General features: G+C 34.4%; 20 protein-coding genes. 9 read left to right on the top strand and 11 right to left on the bottom strand.

The features are described 5' to 3' along the window. The first annotated feature begins 494 nt into the window (after positions 1 to 494). A complete protein-coding gene (locus tag QWY86_RS17895; RefSeq protein WP_290244085.1) occupies positions 495 to 3941 on the top strand; it encodes a PAS domain S-box protein in 3447 nt (1148 codons plus the stop codon). 53 nt (positions 3942 to 3994) lie between these two features. On the opposite strand, the gene QWY86_RS17900 is transcribed toward QWY86_RS17895, so the two are convergent. The 5 genes from QWY86_RS17900 to QWY86_RS17920 all read right to left on the bottom strand — a co-directional run bounded on the left by QWY86_RS17900 (position 3995) and on the right by QWY86_RS17920 (position 8996). Beyond that, the gene (locus tag QWY86_RS17900) at positions 3995 to 4189 is read right to left on the bottom strand and encodes a hypothetical protein (RefSeq protein WP_290244086.1); all 195 of its coding nucleotides are present in this window, start codon (positions 4187 to 4189) and stop codon (positions 3995 to 3997) included. Positions 4190 to 4267: 78 nt separating this feature from the next. After that, entirely contained in the window at positions 4268 to 5263 is a 996-nt protein-coding gene (gene mgrA / locus QWY86_RS17905) for an L-glyceraldehyde 3-phosphate reductase (RefSeq protein ID WP_290244087.1), read from the bottom strand. 71 nt (positions 5264 to 5334) lie between these two features. Then, positions 5335 to 5961, bottom strand: coding sequence for a M23 family metallopeptidase (locus tag QWY86_RS17910; protein ID WP_290244089.1), 627 nt, complete (start codon positions 5959 to 5961; stop codon positions 5335 to 5337). A 42-nt stretch (positions 5962 to 6003) separates the two neighbouring features. After that, the gene (locus QWY86_RS17915) at positions 6004 to 7230 is read right to left on the bottom strand and encodes a metallophosphoesterase (RefSeq protein ID WP_290244091.1); all 1227 of its coding nucleotides are present in this window, start codon (positions 7228 to 7230) and stop codon (positions 6004 to 6006) included. A 92-nt stretch (positions 7231 to 7322) separates the two neighbouring features. Further along, complete coding sequence (locus tag QWY86_RS17920; RefSeq protein ID WP_290244093.1) at positions 7323 to 8996, bottom strand: ATP-binding protein; 1674 nt, start codon at positions 8994 to 8996, stop codon at positions 7323 to 7325. Between the two features lie 240 nt (positions 8997 to 9236). Here QWY86_RS17920 and QWY86_RS17925 point away from each other — a divergent pair, with 240 nt between their 5' ends. The 7 genes from QWY86_RS17925 to QWY86_RS17955 all read left to right on the top strand — a co-directional run bounded on the left by QWY86_RS17925 (position 9237) and on the right by QWY86_RS17955 (position 17502). Further along, entirely contained in the window at positions 9237 to 9683 is a 447-nt protein-coding gene (locus QWY86_RS17925) for an RrF2 family transcriptional regulator (RefSeq protein WP_290244094.1), read from the top strand. 244 nt (positions 9684 to 9927) lie between these two features. After that, positions 9928 to 12021, top strand: coding sequence for a ferredoxin-like domain-containing protein (locus QWY86_RS17930; RefSeq protein WP_290244095.1), 2094 nt, complete (start codon positions 9928 to 9930; stop codon positions 12019 to 12021). An 88-nt stretch (positions 12022 to 12109) separates the two neighbouring features. Then, positions 12110 to 12880, top strand: a complete 771-nt coding sequence (gene cobA, locus QWY86_RS17935; RefSeq protein ID WP_290244096.1) for a uroporphyrinogen-III C-methyltransferase — start codon at positions 12110 to 12112, stop codon at positions 12878 to 12880. Beyond that, positions 12864 to 14375, top strand: a complete 1512-nt coding sequence (locus QWY86_RS17940; RefSeq protein ID WP_290244098.1) for a TSUP family transporter — start codon at positions 12864 to 12866, stop codon at positions 14373 to 14375. The genes cobA and QWY86_RS17940 overlap by 17 nt, the downstream gene beginning before the upstream one ends. Before the next feature lie 2 nt (positions 14376 to 14377). Continuing rightward, positions 14378 to 15088, top strand: coding sequence for a phosphoadenylyl-sulfate reductase (locus QWY86_RS17945; RefSeq protein WP_290244212.1), 711 nt, complete (start codon positions 14378 to 14380; stop codon positions 15086 to 15088). A 182-nt stretch (positions 15089 to 15270) separates the two neighbouring features. Next, the gene (cysD, locus tag QWY86_RS17950) at positions 15271 to 16176 is read left to right on the top strand and encodes a sulfate adenylyltransferase subunit CysD (RefSeq protein ID WP_290244099.1); all 906 of its coding nucleotides are present in this window, start codon (positions 15271 to 15273) and stop codon (positions 16174 to 16176) included. Between the two features lie 75 nt (positions 16177 to 16251). Next, entirely contained in the window at positions 16252 to 17502 is a 1251-nt protein-coding gene (locus QWY86_RS17955; protein ID WP_290244100.1) for a sulfate adenylyltransferase subunit 1, read from the top strand. Between the two features lie 89 nt (positions 17503 to 17591). Here the strand turns inward: QWY86_RS17955 and QWY86_RS17960 are convergent, their stop codons facing one another. Then, positions 17592 to 18443 (bottom strand): hypothetical protein, encoded by an 852-nt coding sequence (locus tag QWY86_RS17960; protein ID WP_290244102.1) that lies wholly within the window; start codon positions 18441 to 18443, stop codon positions 17592 to 17594. A gap of 246 nt (positions 18444 to 18689) precedes the next feature. Here QWY86_RS17960 and QWY86_RS17965 point away from each other — a divergent pair, with 246 nt between their 5' ends. Beyond that, positions 18690 to 19055: a response regulator gene (locus QWY86_RS17965; RefSeq protein WP_290244103.1), complete on the top strand. Its 366-nt coding sequence runs from the start codon at positions 18690 to 18692 to the stop codon at positions 19053 to 19055. Here QWY86_RS17965 and QWY86_RS17970 read toward each other — a convergent pair. The 5 genes from QWY86_RS17970 to QWY86_RS17990 all read right to left on the bottom strand — a co-directional run bounded on the left by QWY86_RS17970 (position 19052) and on the right by QWY86_RS17990 (position 22541). Beyond that, on the bottom strand, positions 19052 to 19399 hold the full coding sequence (locus QWY86_RS17970; RefSeq protein WP_290244105.1) for a hypothetical protein: 348 nt from the start codon (positions 19397 to 19399) through the stop codon (positions 19052 to 19054). The two genes, QWY86_RS17965 and QWY86_RS17970, sit on opposite strands and share 4 nt — an antisense overlap. A 73-nt stretch (positions 19400 to 19472) precedes the next feature. Beyond that, positions 19473 to 20255, bottom strand: a complete 783-nt coding sequence (locus tag QWY86_RS17975; RefSeq protein WP_290244106.1) for an HAD-IIA family hydrolase — start codon at positions 20253 to 20255, stop codon at positions 19473 to 19475. Positions 20256 to 20335: 80 nt separating this feature from the next. Continuing rightward, positions 20336 to 20545, bottom strand: coding sequence for a DUF6965 family protein (locus QWY86_RS17980; RefSeq protein ID WP_290244107.1), 210 nt, complete (start codon positions 20543 to 20545; stop codon positions 20336 to 20338). 338 nt (positions 20546 to 20883) lie between these two features. Continuing rightward, a complete protein-coding gene (locus QWY86_RS17985; protein ID WP_290244108.1) occupies positions 20884 to 22083 on the bottom strand; it encodes a pyridoxal phosphate-dependent aminotransferase in 1200 nt (399 codons plus the stop codon). A gap of 62 nt (positions 22084 to 22145) precedes the next feature. Beyond that, positions 22146 to 22541, bottom strand: coding sequence for a DUF1573 domain-containing protein (locus tag QWY86_RS17990; RefSeq protein ID WP_290244110.1), 396 nt, complete (start codon positions 22539 to 22541; stop codon positions 22146 to 22148). Positions 22542 to 22588: the final 47 nt, after the last annotated feature.

The raw sequence follows: 22588 nt of genomic DNA on the forward strand, positions 1-22588 counted from the left end.
AGCGGTTGATTTTTTCTTCTTTATTTATTAGTTCTGATTTAAAAATTAATTTAATAACATCATTAATAAAATGGTAAGTACTATAAAAAACTGAAATAATGATAGGTTCACTATGTTTTCAGATAACTATAGTTTTAGGTATTTTAGGGTGATGTTATTCTGCAATAATAAAGAAAACATAAGGAATAACCAATTGAATTTTTATCAAAATAATTTACAGCGACTTTTTTGTTATGAAAAATGAATCGGCAACACTTTTGTAGTGCTTTTGGTAATTATTTTGATTTTTTTTTTTGACGAAACCGGTAAAAATGTTTTTTTGCCTATTAATTACAATGTAAAAAATGCTAACGAAATATTTTTTTAATTTTTAAAGCTATATATTTAATCTTTTAATTTTTTGAAATTTAATAATTCTAGTTTGACTTTTTTCTTTTCAAACAATTAATAAAACGCTCTATTTCTAACGCTCAAATAAACTATTGTTGAATAGCATGACGTCATCCCTTTTTTCATTTAATAAAGACCAACTCAATAGGTTATTTCCTTACCATATAGTTATTGATAAAGATTTAATTATAAACGATTGCGGTAGTAGATTAGTAGAACTAAATCAAAATCTTATTGGTCAGTCTTTTATTCAAAATTTTATTATCAACGATAAGAACCTTCAAAATTTAAGCTTTGAAGATTTAATGTCTTTAAATAATCAGCTATTAAACGTTAAAACTATTTTCGATTTAAATAAAACCATTACAGGATATTTAGAAATTGGTAAAGATGATGGATGGCTATTATTTACTGGGAGTTTAATTACCGAATCTAAATCTACCGATGGTGAAGTTAAATTTACAACCAGAGAGCAAAGAGAACAGCTATTAATATTATCGCAGATTGCCGAAGTAAATACAAATACAGTAATTATTACAGATGCTACTGATTTAATTACCTGGGTAAATCAGAGTTTTACTAATATGACGGGTTATTCTTTTGATGAAGCTATCGGAAGAAAACCAGAATATCTTTTACACGGACCTTCTACAAGTCAAACCACACTTGATTATCTAAATAAGCAGGTATCTAAAGGCGAATCATTTAATGCAGATATTTATAATTATTCAAAATCTGGAAAACCGTATTGGGCACGTATTAAAGGGCAACCAATTAATAACCAAAATGGAGAACTTACCGGTTTTTTTGCTCTAATCGAAGATATTACCGTTGAAAAAGCAGCCCAAGAACTTTTAAAGGATTCTGAAAATCGCTTCAGACTTGCACTTGAAAAAATCGGAAATGTTTGGGAACATGATTTTATAACAGGGAAAACTTTTTTCTCCAAAACAAATAATGATTTTTGGGGCTATACAGATAATGAATTAGCAGAAAGCGAATCTAATTGGTGGGATAGGGTACATAAAGATGATTTTCACCTTCTGGTAGATAACTTTAAAAAATATCGTCGTGGTAGAATTGATTCGCACAGCGAAGAATATAGGATATTGCATAAAAATGGTGATATTAAATGGGTTCTAGATCGTGGTGTAGTAATAGAGAAGGATGAAAACGGTCGACCGCTAAGAGTGGTTGGCACGCATACAGACATTACTCCTATTAAAAGAACAGAGCAAGAACTCGAACAAAGAGTAAAACAATTTAAATCTCTTTCTGAGAACATTCCGGGTGTAATTTATGAATATGAATACCGGGAAGATGGTACTGATGGATTAAGATACATTAGCCCAGCAATTGAACGCGTATTTGGCATTACAGCCGATGATTTTTGGAATCAGAAATACATAACACCCAAAGATCAACAAAGGATTAACGAAAAGCAGCAACATAGCAGAAATACTTTGGAGCCTTTTTATGATGAAACTGAAATCACTATACCGGGTTTGAGCGCCCGATGGTATGCAGTACACTCATCTTATTCATATACTGATCCGGATAATAAAGCAAAGGTATTCACTGGTTTTATGTCTGATATTACAGAACGCAAAAGTGTAGAAGAATCGTTAAGAATTAACGAAGAAAAATATCGAAGCATTTTAGCTAACATGAAACTTGGCTTGCTTGAAATTGATAACAATGGTCATATCACATATGCAAATAACAGTTTTTGTTACATGAGTGGTTATGCGATGCCCGAATTAATTGGCAAAAGCGCATCAGAATTGTTTTTGCCAGAGGGAAGATTAGAAAGTGAAAAGGAAAAATGGAAGAGTATTGAAAAGGGCTTAGCTGATGCTTATGAGGTTGAAACCAGAGATAAAAAAGGTAATAAAAAATGGTGGTTAAGTAGCGGGGCTCCAAGGTATAATGATAAAGCTGAACTTGCTGGTTCAATCGGTATTCATTTAGATATTACAGATAAAAAGAACCAAGAATTGGAATTGGTTGATGCAAGGGTTGAGGCAGAACAATCGGCTCAATCTAAAGAAACATTTTTGGCTAATATGAGCCATGAAATTAGAACACCAATGAATGCCATTATGAGTATGGCAAATCAATTGGCTAAAACCAATCTCGAGCCACAGCAAGAATTTTATCTGGAAACTATTCATACTGCATCAAAAAATTTACTGGTTATTATTAATGATGTTCTTGATCTTTCAAAAATTGATGCAGGTAAGTTAAGCCTTGAAAATATTGGATTTAACCTGATTGATGTATTGCAAAATGCTATGCAGGTGATTACGCATAAAGGTGAAGAAAAGGGATTGGATTTAAATAATTTCCATTTTGATGGCAGTATTGCAAAAGTGTTAATTGGCGACCCATATCGTTTAAATCAGGTGTTGCTTAACTTAATGACAAATGCCGTTAAGTTTACCGAAAAAGGTTCTGTTGATTTGATCTGTAGGGTTATTGCCGATAAACCAAACTCTCAGGTTATCCACATATCTGTAGTTGATACCGGTATCGGTATGGAAGCATCTTTTGTAAAACATTTGTTCGAAAAGTTCAGTCAGGAATATGAATCTGTAAGCCGTAAATATGGTGGAACTGGTTTAGGAATGAGCATTTGCAAGGAATTGATTGAACAAATGGGGGGTGAGATATTTGTGGATAGCGTTAAAGGTTCTGGTACAACAATCGCATTTGTAATAGAATTTCAAAAAGGAAAAACAGATGATGTACCTGAAAAGGCAGAAACTACATTTAGTGAAGATTTTTTGCTTGGTAAAAAGATTTTAGTTACCGATGATAACGATTTGAATAGGTTGGTAGCCTCAATTTTGCTTTTGGATTTTGGCGCTACTGTAATGGTTGCAGAGAACGGAGAAATTGCACTTGATATGATTGAAAAGGAAAATTTCGATGTGATTTTGATGGATATTCAAATGCCCGTTATGAATGGATATGATACAACAAGGAAAATTCGTAAAATGGGTAATAATATCCCAATTATTGCTCTAACTGCATCGGCAATTAAAGGCGAAAAGGAAAAGTGTTTATCCATGGGAATGAACGATTACATAACCAAACCAATTAACGAAGAAGATTTCCTGAAAACCATTGATAGATGGGTTAAGCAAGAAGATAACGATATACCAAACAATGAAATAATGGAAGAAGATGAAAATCAGGTTTTATATGATTTATCTACATTAAGGCAAATTAGTAAAGGGCGTGAAGCTTTTGTTAAAAAAATGGTCGATATGTTTTGCGAGCAAACGCCATTATCTGTTAAAGAAATGATTGATGCTTACCACGAAAATGATTTCGAGCAAATGGGCGCTATAGCACATAAAATAAAGCCAAGTATTGATAATTTAAACATTACTTCATTGCAGAAAGTTATAAGAGATATAGAAACCATTGGGAAGGAAGGTTTAGATGGCTCATCGTTACCAGAAGCATTAAGAAATACAGAAGTAACAATAAATAAGGTAACTTCTTTGCTTAAAGAAGAATTTCCTGATGAGAACATAGATTAAAAAAGAAAGGGTGAAGTTTTAAACTTCACCCTTTCTTTTTTAATCCGTAATATTTAGTTCGGTGTTTTACCAACGGTTTTTAAATACGCTTTTACATTATTGTATACCGTACTTCTGCAGGCTCTGATAGCAGATTTTAACGTTACAATGCTAACGCCTAATCTATTGGCCCAATAGGTTTGGTCATTTTCTTCCGCGATTGTAATGTACTCCTCATTAGTACTAACTGCAAATTGTTGATTTATCATATAGCTTCAGGTTTTTCTCGTAAATAGAGAAACAACTAGCTATACATTTTGGTTTTAGCAATTTTATTTTTTTTGAATTTAGTGTCCAGCTAATACTTGATTAATGCTTTCGAGTTCTTCATTACTAAAGGTTACGTTTTCTAAGGCTTTCAAAGAGTCGGTAATTTGTTCGGGTTTACTTGCTCCAATTAATACAGATGTTACACGTTTATCTTTCAGCAGCCAAGCTATTGCCATTTGTGCTAGTTTTTGGTTTCTGCCTTTTGCAACATCATTTAATTTTGAAATTTTTGATAAAACTTCTGATGTAAGGTTTGTTTCATTCAAAAATACACCGCTTGTTGCAACTCTAGAATCTGCCGGAATTCCATGTAAATATTTATCTGTTAATAGCCCCTGCGCTAATGGCGAAAAAGGAATACATCCAACCCCATTTTCTTCCAAAACATCAAGTAAGCCATCTTCAACCCAGCGTTCAAACATCGAATATTTAGGCTGATGGATTACACAGGGTGTTCCAGATTCTTTTAAAATTTTGAATGCTTTATTAGCTTCTTCTGCCTGATAATTGGAAATACCAACATACAAAGCCTTTCCTTGTTGCACAATTAGGCTAAGCGCTGCCATCGTTTCTTCTAATGGTGTTTCAGGGTCTGGTCTATGGTGGTAGAAAATATCTACATAATCAAGGTTCATTCTTTTTAAACTTTGATCTAAACTAGAAACAAGATATTTTTTTGAACCCCAGTCGCCATATGGGCCATCCCACATCGTGTAGCCAGCTTTTGAAGATATTATCATTTCATCGCGATAGCTTTTAAAATTATCATTTAAAATTTTACCAAAATTTTCTTCAGCAGAACCTGGAGGCGGACCATAATTATTCGCTAAATCAAAATGCGTAATACCATGACTAAAAGCCGTAGCAATTAAGTTTTTACTATTTTCGAGCATATTAACATGCCCAAAGTTATGCCATAAGCCTAATGATAATTCGGGTAATTTTAGTCCGCTATTTCCGCTTCTACGGTAGGTCATTTTTTCGTAACGGTTAGATAAATCTATATTGCTCATTTTAAAATTGATTTTCTGGGAGTGATTTATTGAGTTAAGTAAAACAGATAGAATTAGTTAATCTTAAAAGCCTATTTTACATTTTGCCTGATAAAAATTTGCGGATTGTAAAAACGATCATTAAGCTGTTCGTTATTCATTGTTAACCAACTTGCGCAGCCATAATCATCAAATTTTTTTCTAATTTCTAGATGGAGATGATGATAATCGCCACCATATTTTCTACTCTCTTCCTTTGTAAAGAGCCTGGCAAGTTTGGTGTTAATATTTACTTGCTGGCCGGTATTTACATATATTTCTTTAAGATGTTTGTAGCTGGTAAAAACAAATTGACCATTTTTTAATCGATGTTTAATCACGATGGTTTTCTGATTTTCTCCCAAATGAATGGAGCACACAACGCCATTTGCCATAGGGTAAACGCTTATTAATTTAGCTTTTGGTTTCGAAGGGTTAATGTCAATTGCTGTATGAATATGTCCTTTGAGAAAGCTATCTCGATGATCGCCGAAAATACTGATGATCTTAATGGAATTAATATGCTTTCTATTATCTGCCTCGAATGGTAAAACCCAATTTTCGGCAATATTAGTTGGTGTAACATTAATATAATAAGGTTTCCACCTTTCTCTATCATTATCTATAGTAGGTTTTTGAGTAAAAAATAGCGCAATAATTGAAAAAAGTAGTATCCTCATAAAATCAATTTTTATTGAAGATAGAATTTCTATATGATAAATTTATGTCGTTTTTCTTTTAAGTTCTATAACAGTAATTTCTGGCCAAATACCAATTCTGCCAGAGAAACCAATAAATCCAAAACCTCTGTTAATGTTCAAATACCTTCCATTTTCGGTTTTCAGTCCGGCCCAATGTTTATACCTGTACTTAACCGGACTCCATTTTATTCCCAATGCTTCAATTCCGAACTGCATACCATGAGTATGACCTGCAAGTGTTAACTGAATTTTTGATGGATTTTGTTTTACCTGAGCTTCCCAGTGTGTAGGATCATGCGAAAGCAAAATTTTGAAATCATTATCCGTTGTATTGTTAAGTGCTTTTTTTAAATCACCACGCTCACCAAATCCTATACCCCAGTTTTCTACGCCTGCAAGAATAATTTTTTCTCCATTTTTATGAATTTCGAAGTGTTCATCAAGCAAAAGTTTAAAGCCAATTTCTGCATGATATTCTTTTAATTGTTGCAGATTCTTAGTTTTATCGTACTCAGTTGGCCATTTAATGTAATCGCCATAATCATGGTTTCCTAAAACCGAAAATTGACCATATGGTGCTCTTATTTGCGAAAAATGATTAATGTAAGGCTTTATCTCAGTGGCAGAGTTATTTACTAAATCTCCGGTAAATACAAACAAATCACTTTTTTGACTATTAATTAAATCTATACCCTTTTGTAACAAATTTGGTTTTGTAAAACTTCCGGCATGTACATCAGATATTTGTGTTAGCGTAAAACCATCAAATGCTTTTGGTAAGTCATCAAAATACAACGTATGTTTAATTACTCTGTAAGCATATTTACCGCGGGTAATTCCATAAATAAACATTAGAACTGTTAAAGCAAACATTATCAGCGAAAAATTTATCCAATTAGAATTTCTGCCTATCCAGTGAAAACCTTCAGGTTCGAAATTTGTTGCAATCCCCAGAAAAAACCTATAAACATCGCCGATTAGTAGAAAGACTGCAAAAATTAATTCTGCAACAAATAAAACTAAGAAAGCATGCGTAGCAATAGTAAAAAAGCGGTCGACACCATTTTTGCGCATTCTTCGAATAGCAATGATAACAGATATCGTTAAAGCCAAAATTATCGCCCAAAAAACAGGAACTAATATTTTAGAACTTATTACAACAGCTAAACCTGTTAAAATATAGCCATTTAATAAAAGAAATAGTATTGAAATAATTATAAAGGGAAGAAGATTTATTTTTCTTTTCATCAATCAAATTTATATTACCAGGCAAGGTAAATCTAAAGATTACAAAAAGAATAATAAGTTGCTGTGATTAGGCTTTTTTGACTAAAGTGTGATTAATTGTAATGTTCGTTTTCAGCTTTTGTCCACTTAAACATTATATTTTTTAAATCATCAAAAGTAAATGGTTTGGCTATAAAATCCCTCATTCCGGCGTTTAAGCATTCTTTTTTATCCTCTTCCATTGCGTTAGCGCTGCAGCCAATTATTATAGGGGCGGTTTCGTTTTTATCTTCGTAACTCTTTAAAATTTGAAGTGTTGCAGAAACGCCATCAAGCTCTGGCATTTGCATATCCATCAATATAATATTAAAAAATTCATCTTTAATTTTTTTAATAGCTTCTAATCCATTGTTGGCAACCGAATATTTATAACCAGATTTAAGCAACATTTTTGATGTTATGATTTGATTAAAAACATTATCCTCAGCAATTAAGACTTTCATGCCGGCGACTGGAATAGAGTTTTTAACAGGATTTATGATGCTGTTGCTAATTTCAGTGTTCAATAGATGCTTCTCAAACGGCATTTTGAAGGTAAAGATAGAACCTTTTCCTTTCGTACTTAATGCTGCAATATCTCCACCCATCATTTCTGCTAATTTTCTACAAATTACCAAACCTAAACCAGCACCACCAAATTCTCGGGCTATATATGGGTTAGCTTGGGAAAATGGTAAGAATAGCTTCTTCATGTCTTGCTGGTCAATTCCAATTCCAGTATCCTTAATTATAGAAGTTATCATACTAATACCTTCGTTATTCACAAACTTGAGTTGTAACGTAATGTAACCTTCTTTAGTAAATTTAATAGAATTGCTTAAGAGTTTAATAATTACTTGTTTAAATTTTATCTCGTCAGCTATTATCTTTTTAGGTAAATTGTCATCAATAGTAAAACTGAAGTTTAGATTTTTATTTTTTAGCAACGGACGAACGATATTCTCAATATCAGCTATCGATTTTCTAACATCGAAAGGGTTTTTCAGAATGTCCATCTTGTTTGCCTCAATCCGCGAAATATCTAGTAAATCGTTAACAATATCAACCATTATGCTATTACTTGCCTGCAAAGTGTTTAGCAATTGTAACTGTTCTTCATCAAGTTTGGTTAACTTCAACAGTTCTGACGCACCAATTATTCCATTTAAAGGCGTTCTAATTTCGTGGCTCATGCTGGTTAAAAACCTTGATTTTGCTTTAGTTGCAGCTTCTGCTTCTTCTTTAGTGATGATAAGCTCTTGTTGTGATGTTTCTAAGCGCTGCTTACTTTTTAACAACAGAAAACGTTCATATTCTGTTACCTTTCTGTACACTACCAGCATAAAAATCATCATGAAAGACATGTTAAGGAAAGCAAATAGAATATCCAATTTTCTTTCGTGCTCGCTAGGGTATGGAACTACTAATTGTGGATAATAATATTCGATTAAAACACAGCTTACAGCAATGCTGAAGAAAATAACTATAAATTTTATCCTGTATTTTTTTGATAAAGATAGTGTGGCAATGCTTAAATAAAATATCAAAAATATGGGAGTAGAACCCATAGAACCACCATTTAAAAACCATGCCGGAAGCATTGTAGCACAGTTAAAAATAAAATACCAAAAACGACCACATTCCTTTACTTTATCATTAACCGCAAAGTAATAGAAAGTTAAGTGTACAACTATATTAAAAAGGATGGTTAGGTTGATAATCCAAGCTAATTGTAATATAATATTCATTACAATTGACATGAAAGACACTATTGTTACACAAAGGCATAAAACAGCAAAGAGTTTAGATTCTAAACTGATTTTTCTACTACGTAAATTTAATATCTTAATGCTTTTTAGCACTTTGTAAAATTTAATCTACAAAGATATTATAATTTAAGCAAATTATATATATTGTAATTAGCAAAGAAATTGCAATTATTTTGTACATTTTAAAATTATACTTAATTTATTAGCTTTGTATGATATATGCTATCTAAAAAGACTAAATACGCCATTAAAGCACTTGTTGCGCTTGGTAAAAACGTAGAAAAACCACCTATGCAAATATCAAAGATTGCGGAGGAGGAGCATATTCCTAAAAAATTCTTAGAGCAAATTCTGCTCGATTTGCGAAATGCTGGTTTCCTTTATAGTAAAAAAGGAGCAGGAGGTGGTTACAGCCTAAACAAAAAACCTGAAGATATTCTTTTGGTTCAGGTTATGCGTGTTACAGATGGACCAATTGCAATGGTGCCTTGCGCAAGTTTAAACTTTTACCACAAGTGTGATGAGTGTGAAGATGAAAAAACTTGTGGCATCAGAAGCGCATTTATTGATGTAAGAGATGCAACACTTAAGGTTTTAAGTGAAACCAGCATAGCAGATGTTATTGGTAGGGAAGATACTTTGAAGCTAGGCATAAACAACAATTAATACTGAATTTGCTTATTTATCAACAAATAAGCAATTTTTTTAAAATAAATTACTACTATTTCTATATACTTTATATATTTGACGGATGAACTTCAAATTTGCACCTAAAAATGTTTTCGCTCAAATGATGTGCTGTTGTTATAAAACACAGTAGAAGAGGGTATTTAGTAATTTTTAGGTATAAAATATTGAAATGCTTCTCAGTAAATAGGGAAGCATTTTTTGAATAAAGCTAACAACACATATGCAAAGTTTCAGAACAGAACTCGAAAACAATATTGTCGAGCAGGACATTATCGATTTAGAGAATAAGATTAAGGCTTTTCGCGATGGAACCATTCACGATGAGAAATTTAGAAGCTTACGTTTAGCCCGCGGCGTTTACGGCCAAAGGCAACCAGGCGTACAAATGATTCGCATTAAACTGCCTTTTGGTAAAGTTACGTTTAAGCAATTATTGCGCATTGCCGATATTGCCGATGAGTATGGAAGTGGTAATTTGCATCTTACTACGCGTCAGGATATACAATTGCACTATGTCAGTTTAGATAAAACCCCAGAACTTTGGGCGAAGTTAGAACAAGATGATATTACCTTACGTGAAGCTTGTGGAAACACGGTTCGCAACGTAACGGCATCGCCAAATTCAGGAATTGATAAAGATGAACCATTTGATGTTTCGCCTTATGCACAAGCGGTTTTTAAATACTTTTTGCGTAACCCAATTTGTCAGGAAATGGGTAGAAAGATTAAAATTTCTTTCTCCTCAAGCGATAAAGATACTGCCTTCAGTTACATTCACGATTTAGGTTTTATCCCAAAAATTAACGAAAATGGCGAACGTGGTTTTAAGGTTTTATTTGCTGGTGGTTTAGGCGCACAACCCTTTTTAGCTAACGCGATACACGAGTTTTTACATGAAGACCAGTTGATTCCTTTTACAGAATCAGTTTTACGTGTTTTCGACCGTTATGGCGAACGTAGTAATCGAAACAAAGCTCGATTAAAATATTTAGTACAGAAATTAGGTTTGGAAGAAGTTTTACGTTTAGTAGCCGAAGAACGCATTGCCAATAAGGTAAAAACGTATAAAATAGATAGAGAAACTGTACCGCAACCAGAACTGCCAACTGAGCAAAACTTTGGCGAGGTTGAAATTCTGAATGAAACACATTACAAACATTGGTTTGCCACTAATGTTGTAGAGCAGAAGCAAGCTGATTTTTATTCAGTTTATGTGAAAGTTCAGGTTGGTGATATTAAAACCGATAAAGCCAGGGCTTTTGTCGATGCCATTAAACCTTATGTTGCTGATGAAATCAGGGTTACACAAAACCAAGGTTTACTGTTAAAATTTGTTCGAAAAGAAGCTTTGCCATCATTATATGCAGCTTTAAATAAAATTGGGTTTACAACTGCTGGTTTCGATAGCTTGGCAGATATTACCACTTGCCCAGGAACGGATACTTGTAATCTGGGCATTTCAAATTCCATGACTTTAGCCGAGGTTTTGGAAGATGTGATCTATACCGATTTTCCAGAATTTATCTACGAGAAAAACATCAAAATCAAAATCAGCGGCTGTATGAATTCTTGCGGTCAGCATGGGTTGGCAGAAATTGGTTTTCATGGCAGTTCGGTAAAGGCAGAAGGTAAAGTTGTTCCTGCGGTACAAGTAATGTTGGGCGGCGGTACAGTTGGAAACGGTGTTGGTCGTGTTGCAGAACGGGTGATTAAAGTACCATCGAAAAGAGCAACAAGTGTTTTGCACTTCATTTTAAATGATTTTAAAGCCAATAACGAGGAAAACGAAAATTTCCATCAATATTATGATAGAAAGGGTAAAGACCATTTTTATCAATTATTAAAACCATTGGCCGATTTAACGAATCTTCAACAGGAAGAGTTTGTAGACTGGGGCCATGCAGAGGAGTTTGTAACTGCGATTGGCGTTGGCGAATGTGCGGGTGTTGTAATTGATTTAGTGGCTACATTGCTTTTAGAGGCGGATGAAAAATTTGGTTGGGCGAAGCAAAACCTAAAAAAAGGCGCTTATGCTGATGCAATTTATCATACTTATTCAACTTTTGTTAGCGCCGCAAAATCGTTGCTTTTAGATAAAGGCGTAAATAGTAGCACTCAGGTTGGTGTAATCAGAGAGTTTGATAATCACTACGTTGAAACAGGAGAATTTAATTTGCCAACAAACTTTTCAGATTTGGTACTTCAAATCAATAAAAACGAACCAACTGAGGAATTTGCAAACCGTTATTTCAATCAGGCAGAAACGTTCTTAAATCAGATTAAGTTGAAAAGGAATGAGAAAATTAGTGAATGATAGAATTTAGAATGAGAGAATGATAAGGAATCGGAGGTAAAAAACATTCACTCAATCACTCATTCAAAACTCAATAATTAAGAAAAACATGATTAATCAATATAAAGAATCAAAAATTACCCTTTTAGGCGCTGGTCCTGGCGATCCAGATTTACTTACACTGAAAGGTGTTAAGGCTTTGCAGGCTGCTGATGTGGTATTGTACGATGCTTTAACGAATGAGGCCTTGTTAGAACATGCACCAGCAGATGCTATAAAAGTTTATGTTGGAAAACGTTCTGGCGAACACTCTTATCCACAAGAAACCATTAATAAATTGATGATTGATTATGCCTTAAACTATGGTCATGTGGTGCGTTTAAAAGGCGGCGACCCATTTGTTTTTGGCAGGGGATATGAAGAATTGGATTACGCTGCATCTTACAGCATTCCGGTTGATGTAATTCCAGGGATTTCGAGTTCGATTGGCGTACCAGGTTTGCAACAAATTCCAGTAACACATCGTGGTTTGAGCGAAAGCTTTTGGGTTATTACGGGTACAACAACTTCGGGCGAAGTATCTAACGATATTTATCAAGCAGCAGAATCAAATGCTACGGTTTTAGTGTTAATGGGCTTGAAAAAACTATCCAAAATTGTCGAAATTTTTAAGGCAGCAGGCAGACAAAAATTACCTGCTGCAATAGTGCAAAATGGTTCTTCAGAAGAAGAAAAACTGGTAATTGGTACGGTTGAAACCATCAAAGGTTTGGCGCAGCAAGAAAATGTAAAAGCACCAGCGCTTTTAATTTTTGGTGAAGTGGTTTCTTTACATCCATCCTTTAAAAAATTAGTAAAACAATATGCAAGTATTGCCTAACCAAGCTAATAATGAAGCGGCTTTCTCCCAAGAGGAGAACGGAAATCAGCTTTTTCCAGTTTTTGTAAAGCTGAATAAGCTGCGTACATTATTAATTGGGGCGGGAAATATCGGCCTTGAAAAGTTAACGGCAATTGTTAATAATAGCCATCAGGCTAAAATTACCATCGTTGCAGAAATGGTTTCTCCAGAGGTTTATGCGCTTATCGCAAATTATCCTCAAATAAAAGTGAAGCAAAAAAGTTTCGATGTTACCGATTTGGAAAATATCGACATTGTTTTTGCGGCAACCAACAACGATATTTTAAATGAAGAAATCAGAGCGGTAACCCATGATAAAGGATTACTTATTAACGTGGCAGACAAACCTGATTTGTGCGATTTCTATTTGGGTTCTATCGTTCAACGAGGTGATTTAAAAATTGCGATTTCAACTAATGGTAAATCGCCAACCATCGCAAAGCGATTAAAACAAATTTTGAATGAGGGTTTGCCAGCAGAGCTGGATGAAACTTTGCAAAATATGAGCGCCTTACGCCAAACATTAAATGGCGATTTTTCGGCAAAGGTTAAAAAGCTAAATAAGGTAACGCAAAGCTTAATTAACCCACGTAAAAGTTTCGCAGAGCGAAATATTAAATGGTTAATTTGGGTCGCTTCAATTTTGCTTGTTGGTGCAATTGGTTTTTCACTTTGGAATACTGAACCCGAATTTCAAGTCTTTTTAATTAACATCGACCCATTATTTTATTGGTTTTTAGGTGCAGGATTTTTATTTGCTTTAGTGGATGGCGCAATCGGAATGTCGTACGGTGTAACCACTGCTTCATTTTCATTGGCCATGGGTTTACCGCCCGCATCGGCAAGTATGGCCATTCATATTTCTGAAGTAATGAGCAATGGTATTGCAGGTTGGATGCATTATAAAATGGGAAATGTGAACTGGAAACTGTTCAAAATCTTGATAATTCCAGCCATTGTTGGTGCAGTTTTGGGTGCCTATATTTTATCCTCTTTAGAGCATTACAGTTCTTATGTAAAACCAATTGTAGGGATTTACACCTTATTTTTAGGCGGTGTAATTTTAACCAAGGCATTTAACATAAAAAGGAAAAAAAGCAACGAAAAAATTAAGAAGATTGGTTTGTTAGGTTTCGTAGGAGGCTTTATTGATGCAGCTTTTGGTGGTGGTTGGGGTTCAATCGTATTATCAAGTTTAATTGCAGGCGGTCGCCATCCCTTATTTTCTTTAGGTACAGTAAAAATTAGTCGTTTTTTTATTGCAACCTTAAGTTCGCTTACTTTTTTTACCATGTTAGGTGGCAAACATTGGGAAGCCGTTTTAGGCTTAATTATTGGTAGTGCAGTTGCATCGCCAATTGCAGCAAGGGTTTCGAATAAAATTTCGGCAAAGACCATAATGGTTGCCGTTGGGATTATCGTGATGATTGTGAGTTTACGTAGCGTAATTATGTTTATATTAAAATTAATTTAGTGATGGGGAATTTAGCGGAGATAAAACAAGAATTATCAGGATTAAATACAATTGATAAATTAAAATATCTGGCAGATAAATATGCCGATAACATTATCTTTTCAACAAGTTTTGGTTGGGAAGACCAAGCAATTACGCATTTAATTTTCTCGAATAATATTCCTATTAAAGTGTTTACATTGGAAACTGGGCGGCTTTTTCCTGAAACCTATTATGTATGGAATCGTACTTTGGAAGTGTACAACAAACCGATTCACGCTTATTATCCCAAAAATGATTTGTTGCAGGATATGGTGAATACAAAAGGTCCGAATAGTTTTTATGAATCGGTAGAAAATAGAAAAGAGTGTTGTTACATCCGCAAAATAGAACCTTTAAGAAGAGCATTGCAAGGTAACGAAATTTGGGTAACGGGAATCAGGGCTGAGCAGAGCGCCAACCGTGAAGATATGCACGATTTAGAATGGGATGAGGGCAATCAGTTAATAAAATTTCACCCTATATTCGATTGGACTTTGGATAATGTAAAAACTTACATCAAAGAAAATAACATCGTTTATAACACTTTACACGATAAAGGTTTCCCAAGCATTGGCTGCGCACCATGTACACGAGCGGTACAACCAGGCGAAGATTTTAGAGCCGGAAGATGGTGGTGGGAAGACCAAAGCAAAAAAGAATGCGGTTTGCACACGACGGAGCAGAAAGGTTAAAGGCAAATACGGTGTTCGTTTTTCGTCTATCGTTTTTAGACTATTCGCTTAACAACGAAAAACGAACCACTAGCCTCGAAAAAAAGAGCAAAGAATAAGTGAAATACGTTTTTCGTCCATCGTTTTTGGACTAATTGCTTAAAAACGAACAACGACAAACGAACAACAACAAACATTTACAAATGGGAGAATACAATTTTGATTACTTAGATGAATTAGAGGCCGAGGCGATTCACATTTTACGTGAAGTAGCAGGGCAATTTGAAAAGCCTGCTTTATTATTTTCTGGCGGAAAAGATTCAATTACCTTAGTTCGTTTGGCTGAGAAAGCTTTTCGACCTGGGAAATTTCCTTTTCCATTGGTTCATATTGATACAGGTCATAACTTTGAAGAGACCATTACTTATCGTGATAAAATGGTTGAGAGAATCGGCGAGCGCTTGATTATTGGTTCCGTTCAAGAATCTATCGACCAAGGTAAAGTAATTGAGCAAACGGGTAAAAATGCCAGCAGAAATGCTTTGCAAACCGTTACCTTGTTAGATACCATTGCTAAACATCAATTTGATGCATGTATCGGCGGTGCCCGCAGAGATGAAGAAAAGGCGAGAGCAAAAGAAAGAATTTTTTCTGTTCGCGATGAGTTTGGACAATGGGACCCAAAACGCCAGCGCCCCGAACTTTGGAACATTTATAACGGTAAAATCCACAAGGGAGAAAATGTTAGGGTTTTCCCAATCAGCAATTGGACCGAGCTTGATGTTTGGAATTACATCCGCAGGGAAAAAATAGAATTACCAAGTATTTATTTTTCTCACGAACGTGAAGTAATTACCAGAAACGGTCAGCTAATGGCCGCATCACCGTTTTTAAATATGGATGAAGAAGATTTTATCTTCCGCAAACAAGTCCGTTTCCGTACCGTTGGGGATATGTCTTGCACAGCTGCAGTAGAATCTGAAGCCACTTTAATTGACGATATTATTGCAGAAATCAGTGAATCGAAAATTTCTGAACGTGGCGCTCGTATGGATGACAAAGTTTCAGAAGCTGCGATGGAGGATAGAAAAAAAGGAGGATATTTTTAATTAGAGCGTCTTTCGTTCTTCGTCCATCGTTAGCAACGAAAAACGAAAAACGAGAAACGGAAAACGAATATAGAAATGAACATATTAAAATTTTTCACAGCAGGCAGCGTAGATGATGGCAAAAGTACCTTAATCGGCCGTTTGTTATACGATACAGATTCCATTTTAGCCGACCAGTTAGAAGCCTTACAAAGCTCTAACCGTAAAAACGATGATGGAACAATAGATTTAGCCATTTTAACCGATGGTTTAAGGGCTGAGCGTGAGCAAGGAATTACCATTGATGTGGCTTACAAATATTTCCAAACCGAAAAACGTAAGTTTATTATAGCCGATACACCAGGTCACATTCAGTACACCAGAAATATGGTTACGGGTGCATCTACAGCAAATTTGGCCATTATATTAATCGATGCTAGAAACGGCGTCGTAGAGCAAACCATCCGTCATTCGTATTTGGTTTCTTTGTTGGGCATTAAACATGTGGTGGTTGCCATCAATAAAATGGATATGGTTGGTTACAGGGAAGATGTTTGCAACTCAATCATCGAAAAATACAAAGTTCTGGCGCTACAACTTAAGTTAAAAGATGTAACCTACATTCCCGTTAGTGCATTAAAAGGCGATAATATTGTACAAAATTCTGAGCGTATGGATTGGTACGGTGGTGAAAGCTTGTTGCACTTTTTGGAACAGGTTGATACTGATAATCTGGATAAATCGCAGTTGGCACGTATGCCAGTGCAATGGGTTATTCGCCCACAAACAGAAGAACTGCATGATTACCGCGGTTATGCTGGTCGCGTTTTGAGTGGTACTTTCAATGTAAATGATAAGGTCACTGTATTACCATCGGGCGCAAGTTCAACCATCGAGAAAATTGAATTTTTCGACCAGGCACCAGTTGCGGCTCATGCTGGCCAGTCGGTAACCATTCATTTAAAAGATGATGTAGATATTAGCCGTGGTGATACCATTGTAAATGCATCGGCTTTGCCACAAGAATCTAAATTAATCGAAGCCGATTTATGTTGGATGGATGGACGTGCATTAGACACCTCGATTATGTATTTGATTCAGCACAATAGCAAAACCACCAAATGTAAAATCAGCGAAATTTTGCACAAGGTTGATATCAACACGCTTGAAAAACATCAAGCTGATGAATTTAAATTGAATGACATCGGTCGGGTAATTGTTAAAACAGCTGATGCTTTGGCGTTTGATTTATACGATGATAACCGTGCAAATGGTTCGGCAATTTTGGTAGATAGCAGAACTAATTTAACGGTTGGAGCGCTAATGTTTAGAGCAGCGGTAGAGTAAGTTTCTACGGTAATTTCAAGATAATAAATTAAAATATCGGCTCTTTAATATCAACATTAAAAGCCGATATTTTTGTTTTATATATAAATCTAACTGGCTTGATTTATCACATCATCAAACTTAATTTTATAAAGATTTTCGAGTTTATTAACGCTTTTAGTATTTTCTTCAAATAATCTTTTCAATTCATCAAAGTCATTTTTTAAATACTTCGATGCAAAGAAATTCGAAATGAATTGGCGAATTTTATCGCCAAAAAAAACCTCTGTCAGGATTAAAGAAATGATGAAAATATAATGGATCGCAAATATAGAATGCGAAGTTCTGATGGTTGAAGTTAAGCCCCTTGTTAAATAATCCAGTACTATAGGAATAAATAAAATACTTATTATTGAAACAATTTTTGTAGCATAAACAATCTTCTTCTCAGCTTTTTTAATTTTTTCCCGAGCACTTAAATCTTCATCAGCCAGCGGTTTATAAATTGTACTGCGTTGTTTAATTTTTTCTTGTTGCTTTCCATATTCAATATCAATTTCCCTCACATGGCTTATAAGTTCAGATTCTGCCTGATTTAATTTTTCCTGGTCAGAAACAATAGCTTCTTGTTCGGTAATTAGCTTTTCCATTATTAACAAATCATCAGGAATACCTCTAGCCATTTTCTGCTCTGCAGCAATAATTCTATTATCTAACTGCCTATATTGCTTTTTAAGTTCTAAAAGTTCATTATCCCAATGTGCTTTTTTTAAGTCGTAATCTTTTTTAATACGAATTATTTCAGCCAGGCTTTCGAATTTTTTTAAGGCAATGTGATTTAGTTCCTGCCTATCATAAAGTTCAATCAGTTGTGCAAATAAAAAGCTAATGGTATTTTTTCTATCAGAAATTAATCGCTCAAAAAGCGCAAGATCTTTTTCAGAAAGTGGAGTCAATTGCATATTAGGCATATCGCTGTTAAAATTATAAAAATTATGCCAGTACTGTGTATTTAATAAAGATGGAAACTTAAAATTACGATTGTATTATTAAAAAATGAGCTGATAATGTTGATGTAAAATTTGCTTTAAAAATTTATTTATTAAACTGCGTTTTTGTAACTGTTTGTTTTTCAGTCGAAAATGCATATTTATTCTATTTTAGATTATAACTTATAATACTTAGATTTAAGTACTGAATCTTCTTTTATGTCAAGAATACTGATAGTTGATGATGACGTAACCAACGCCGATTTACTGACCTCAATTTTCGAAAATGAGAAATTTGAAGTAGAAAGTATTCACAATTGTGATATGCTTCAGGCAACCATCCAAAACTTTCAACCGCATTTAATTTTAATGGATATTCAACTCAACTGCGCTGATGGAAGGATTTTGTGTAATGTAATAAAAAAGCATCCGAAAAATACAAAAATTCCGGTTATACTTTTATCAGTACTAACGCCATCACAATTTTTAGAGGTTACTTGTTCTGCAGATGAATTTGTAACAAAGCCTTTTGAAGTTGAAAACCTGCTGCAAATTGTAAAATCGCATTTGATTGATGTGGTTTAAACCTGCTTTAAATAATCTTCTATTGAATTTTTTACCTCATTAATTACCGTTTCCTTACCGCAATTTTTTAACTTATGTTGAGATGAGTTATATTTTTCTATGAAGGTTGCTTCGGTAGCATTAAATTTTAAATAACCCTGTTCAAAAAAACGTTCTTCTATTTCATTAGATGAATCCATAGAACGAAACCATAATTTGATAAGTGAATTGGATTCTTTCTCAAAATGTAACCAATGAAAAATTTCATTTAAACTGGCATTTTCAGGTAAATCAAGTCGCTTTATTTCTGTTATGACCAGCTCTTGGTTTTCAAATAAGAATAGTGTTTTGTATTTAGAAGACATTGCTGCAAAAATAAAAACAAGTGGCCAACGACTTGAATTTATTTGTCAACATTTTAAACCGATAACCAACATTTTATTTGGCATTCCACCAATTTAGTGGAAACTGAATTTCATCTACAGAACTTGCAACCATATCCGGCTTAAATGCATAATGGCCAAGAGTATCTTTACTAGAAATACCAGAGAGAACCAATATAGTTTTGTAGCCCATTTGTACACCACCTTGAATATCGGTTTCCATTGTATCGCCAATTACCGTGGTTTCACTGGTTTCTAAACCAAGAAATTTTCTGGCAGAACGCATCATAACCGGGCTCGGTTTGCCAGTTACAAATGCTTTTCTTCCTGTTGCTTCCTCAATCATGGCGGTTGTGGCTGCAATTCCTAAATTATTCCAACCTGGTTTTTTGGGTGAAGGATCGCGATTTGTCGTAATAAACTTCGCACCAGCTAAAATCATATCAACAGCTCTTTGAACCATTTCTAGCGTAAAATTTCTGCCTTCGCCAAGCACAACAAACTCAGGGTCGGTATTTACTAATGTAATACCATGATCATGTAAACTACTCAACAAACCACCTTCGCCTAATACATAGGCAGTACCGTTGGGGCTTTGGTCTGCCAAAAATTTTGCAGTCGCCATTGCACTCGTATAAACATGGCTTTCTTCAACCTTAATGCCAAGTCCCTTAAGTTTACGTACAACTTCCAAACTTGTTCTCTGGCTATTATTCGTCATGAAAGCAAAGGGAATATCCTCGTCAATTAGGTTTTTGATAAATTTATCAGCACCAAAAATTAGTGCTTCGCCGCTGTAAATTACGCCGTCCATATCAATTAATAAGCCTTGTTTCATAGGTATATGATTTTGTTTCAGTAAAAATAATTGTTAAATGTTAACTGCTGATGAATTATTAGCTTAAAAGCCATCGTCATTTATGAATTAGATTCGATTAAAAGCTTTAAGGCTTTCAAGCGCCAAAGTAAAGGTTGGTTTACCCTCGAATCCGGATCTTTTCTCAAAGGAGCAAAATGACTTTCCAAAAAATGCTCATAGTCGTTTATAATCGTTGCTGGATTGAGCAGGATTGGAGTTTGCGGTTTTTCTGCTGTTTTAAAATAGTCTTCAAGTTCTGGTATCGTCATAGCTCAAAGATAGCAAATGAAACAACAACAGGTGTTAATTAGACTGCTTTATAAGTATTATCGAAATAAGAAGCAAACTTAAAATTAGGATAAAAATAACCAATTGTTTATGGTCTGCATCTTCAACTTCCGTCCCGTTGTTTCTTATCGATTTTATTAAATTCATGAGGCGTTCCTTTAAATTCATTTATAAAAAATTTGAGAGCATAAATTATAAGGGTTTGACGGCTTTAATTAGCGAAAGATTAATTGAATTAAAAATTTAACATTTAGATAATTTGGAGCAAAAAAAAAGGCTTCAATTTAATTGAAGCCTTACATATTTTAAGGGAAATAATTTAAATTACTCTACCTGGATATTGTTCTAAAGCCAGTTCTAAACAATCCATCGATGCATTTAAATCGTCAGTATTTAAAACGTAAGCCATTCTAACTTCATTTTTTCCTGACCCTGGAGTAGAATAAAAACCTGTTGCAGGTGCCATCATCACAGTTTGGTTGTTGTAGCTAAATTCTTCAAGCATCCATTGGCAAAATTTATCGGCATCATCAATAGGGAATTTTGCTACAACATAAAATGCACCACCCGGATTTGGACAAAATATACCTTCAATATCGTTCAAACGTTTCACAAGTGTATCTCTGCGAAGTGTATACTCTGTATTTACTTTTTCAAAGTAACTATCTGGTGTATCAACTGCAGCTGCTCCTGCAATTTGCTCAACCATTCCCGGGCTTAACCTTGCTTGTGCAAATTTTAAACCTGAAGCAATTACTTCCTTGTTCTTGGTTATTAAACAGCCCAAACGAGCACCACAAGCACTATAACGTTTAGAAACCGTATCCATGATAACCACATTTTCGTCTAATCCATCCAAATGCATCGGCGAAATAAATTCACGGCCATCATAACAAAATTCACGATAAGCCTCATCAGAGAATAAAAACAAATCGTATTTAATACAAAGTGATTTTAAGGCTTCTAATTCTTCTCTTGAATAAAGATATCCGGTAGGATTATTAGGGTTACAAATAATTATTGCCTTGGTTTTATCGGTAATGAGTTTTTCAAATTCGGCTATTGGTGGTAAAGCGAATCCATTTTCTATAAATGATAGAATTGGCTTAACTACCACGTTACTCATACATGCAAAACCATTATAGTTTGCATAAAATGGCTCTGGAATAATAATTTCATCACCTTCATTAACACAAGTTTGCATTGCAATTGTAATGGCTTCAGAGCCACCAACAGTTACCAAAATGTTTTCTGGTGTAATATTGTAACCAAGTTTGTTATAATATTCTGTTAATTTCTGGCGATAAGCTAAAGTACCCTCAGATGGTGTATATGCCCAAACATCAAAATCAATGTTTTTAATAGCGTTTAGCATTCCTTCAGGTGTTTCAATATCTGGCTGACCAATATTTAGGTGAAAAACCTTTTTACCATCTTGTTTTGCTTTATCTGCAAATGGCGTTAATTTTCTGATTGGCGAGGCAGGCATCTGCAAGCCTTTTTGTGAAATTTTTGGCATGGCACAAAAATAAAAAAGTCCCGATGAAAATCGGGACTTTTTAAATATTATAGATTAAAAAATTATTTTGTTGCCGATGCAACAGTTTCTCCTTTAATATAAAGTACTTTAACTGGAGTTTTGGCATTTGAAGTAACCGTTACTGTTTTAGTAAATGGTTGTGGTGCTCCAGCAGCACTAAAAGTTACCGAAATTGTTCCACTTTCACCCTTTTTTAAAGGAACAGTAGTATATTTTGGTGTTGTACAACCGCAACTAGCTTCAGCCTTAGTTATAATTAATGGCTCTTCACCAACATTTGTGTACTTAAATTCGTAAGTTACAGGCTTGTTAACCGTAATTTTACCGAAATCATGGGTTTCAGCTTCGAATTTAAATTCTGCTTTAGCTGCGGTTTGAGCATTTGCTACTAAACCAAATCCCATTACAAAAGCGAATAATACAAAAATCTTTTTCATGTTTATGTGTTCAAAATGTTTGTTAAAATTTATATAACAAATTTAAT

Source organism: Pedobacter aquatilis, assembly GCF_030409415.1.
In the GTDB taxonomy this organism is placed as follows: Bacteria; Bacteroidota; Bacteroidia; order Sphingobacteriales; family Sphingobacteriaceae; genus Pedobacter; species Pedobacter aquatilis.

What these genes read in the sequence shown, in the direction of transcription:
- QWY86_RS17895 (WP_290244085.1), top strand. Translation starts at nt 495, where the DNA reads ATGACGTCATCCCTTTTTTCATTTAATAAAGACCAACTCAATAGGTTA.
- QWY86_RS17900 (WP_290244086.1), bottom strand. Translation starts at nt 4,189, where the DNA reads ATGATAAATCAACAATTTGCAGTTAGTACTAATGAGGAGTACATTACA.
- mgrA (WP_290244087.1), bottom strand. Translation starts at nt 5,263, where the DNA reads ATGAGCAATATAGATTTATCTAACCGTTACGAAAAAATGACCTACCGT.
- QWY86_RS17910 (WP_290244089.1), bottom strand. Translation starts at nt 5,961, where the DNA reads ATGAGGATACTACTTTTTTCAATTATTGCGCTATTTTTTACTCAAAAA.
- QWY86_RS17915 (WP_290244091.1), bottom strand. Translation starts at nt 7,230, where the DNA reads ATGAAAAGAAAAATAAATCTTCTTCCCTTTATAATTATTTCAATACTA.
- QWY86_RS17920 (WP_290244093.1), bottom strand. Translation starts at nt 8,996, where the DNA reads ATGAATATTATATTACAATTAGCTTGGATTATCAACCTAACCATCCTT.
- QWY86_RS17925 (WP_290244094.1), top strand. Translation starts at nt 9,237, where the DNA reads ATGCTATCTAAAAAGACTAAATACGCCATTAAAGCACTTGTTGCGCTT.
- QWY86_RS17930 (WP_290244095.1), top strand. Translation starts at nt 9,928, where the DNA reads ATGCAAAGTTTCAGAACAGAACTCGAAAACAATATTGTCGAGCAGGAC.
- cobA (WP_290244096.1), top strand. Translation starts at nt 12,110, where the DNA reads ATGATTAATCAATATAAAGAATCAAAAATTACCCTTTTAGGCGCTGGT.
- QWY86_RS17940 (WP_290244098.1), top strand. Translation starts at nt 12,864, where the DNA reads ATGCAAGTATTGCCTAACCAAGCTAATAATGAAGCGGCTTTCTCCCAA.
- QWY86_RS17945 (WP_290244212.1), top strand. Translation starts at nt 14,378, where the DNA reads ATGGGGAATTTAGCGGAGATAAAACAAGAATTATCAGGATTAAATACA.
- cysD (WP_290244099.1), top strand. Translation starts at nt 15,271, where the DNA reads ATGGGAGAATACAATTTTGATTACTTAGATGAATTAGAGGCCGAGGCG.
- QWY86_RS17955 (WP_290244100.1), top strand. Translation starts at nt 16,252, where the DNA reads ATGAACATATTAAAATTTTTCACAGCAGGCAGCGTAGATGATGGCAAA.
- QWY86_RS17960 (WP_290244102.1), bottom strand. Translation starts at nt 18,443, where the DNA reads ATGCAATTGACTCCACTTTCTGAAAAAGATCTTGCGCTTTTTGAGCGA.
- QWY86_RS17965 (WP_290244103.1), top strand. Translation starts at nt 18,690, where the DNA reads ATGTCAAGAATACTGATAGTTGATGATGACGTAACCAACGCCGATTTA.
- QWY86_RS17970 (WP_290244105.1), bottom strand. Translation starts at nt 19,399, where the DNA reads ATGTCTTCTAAATACAAAACACTATTCTTATTTGAAAACCAAGAGCTG.
- QWY86_RS17975 (WP_290244106.1), bottom strand. Translation starts at nt 20,255, where the DNA reads ATGAAACAAGGCTTATTAATTGATATGGACGGCGTAATTTACAGCGGC.
- QWY86_RS17980 (WP_290244107.1), bottom strand. Translation starts at nt 20,545, where the DNA reads ATGACGATACCAGAACTTGAAGACTATTTTAAAACAGCAGAAAAACCG.
- QWY86_RS17985 (WP_290244108.1), bottom strand. Translation starts at nt 22,083, where the DNA reads ATGCCAAAAATTTCACAAAAAGGCTTGCAGATGCCTGCCTCGCCAATC.
- QWY86_RS17990 (WP_290244110.1), bottom strand. Translation starts at nt 22,541, where the DNA reads ATGAAAAAGATTTTTGTATTATTCGCTTTTGTAATGGGATTTGGTTTA.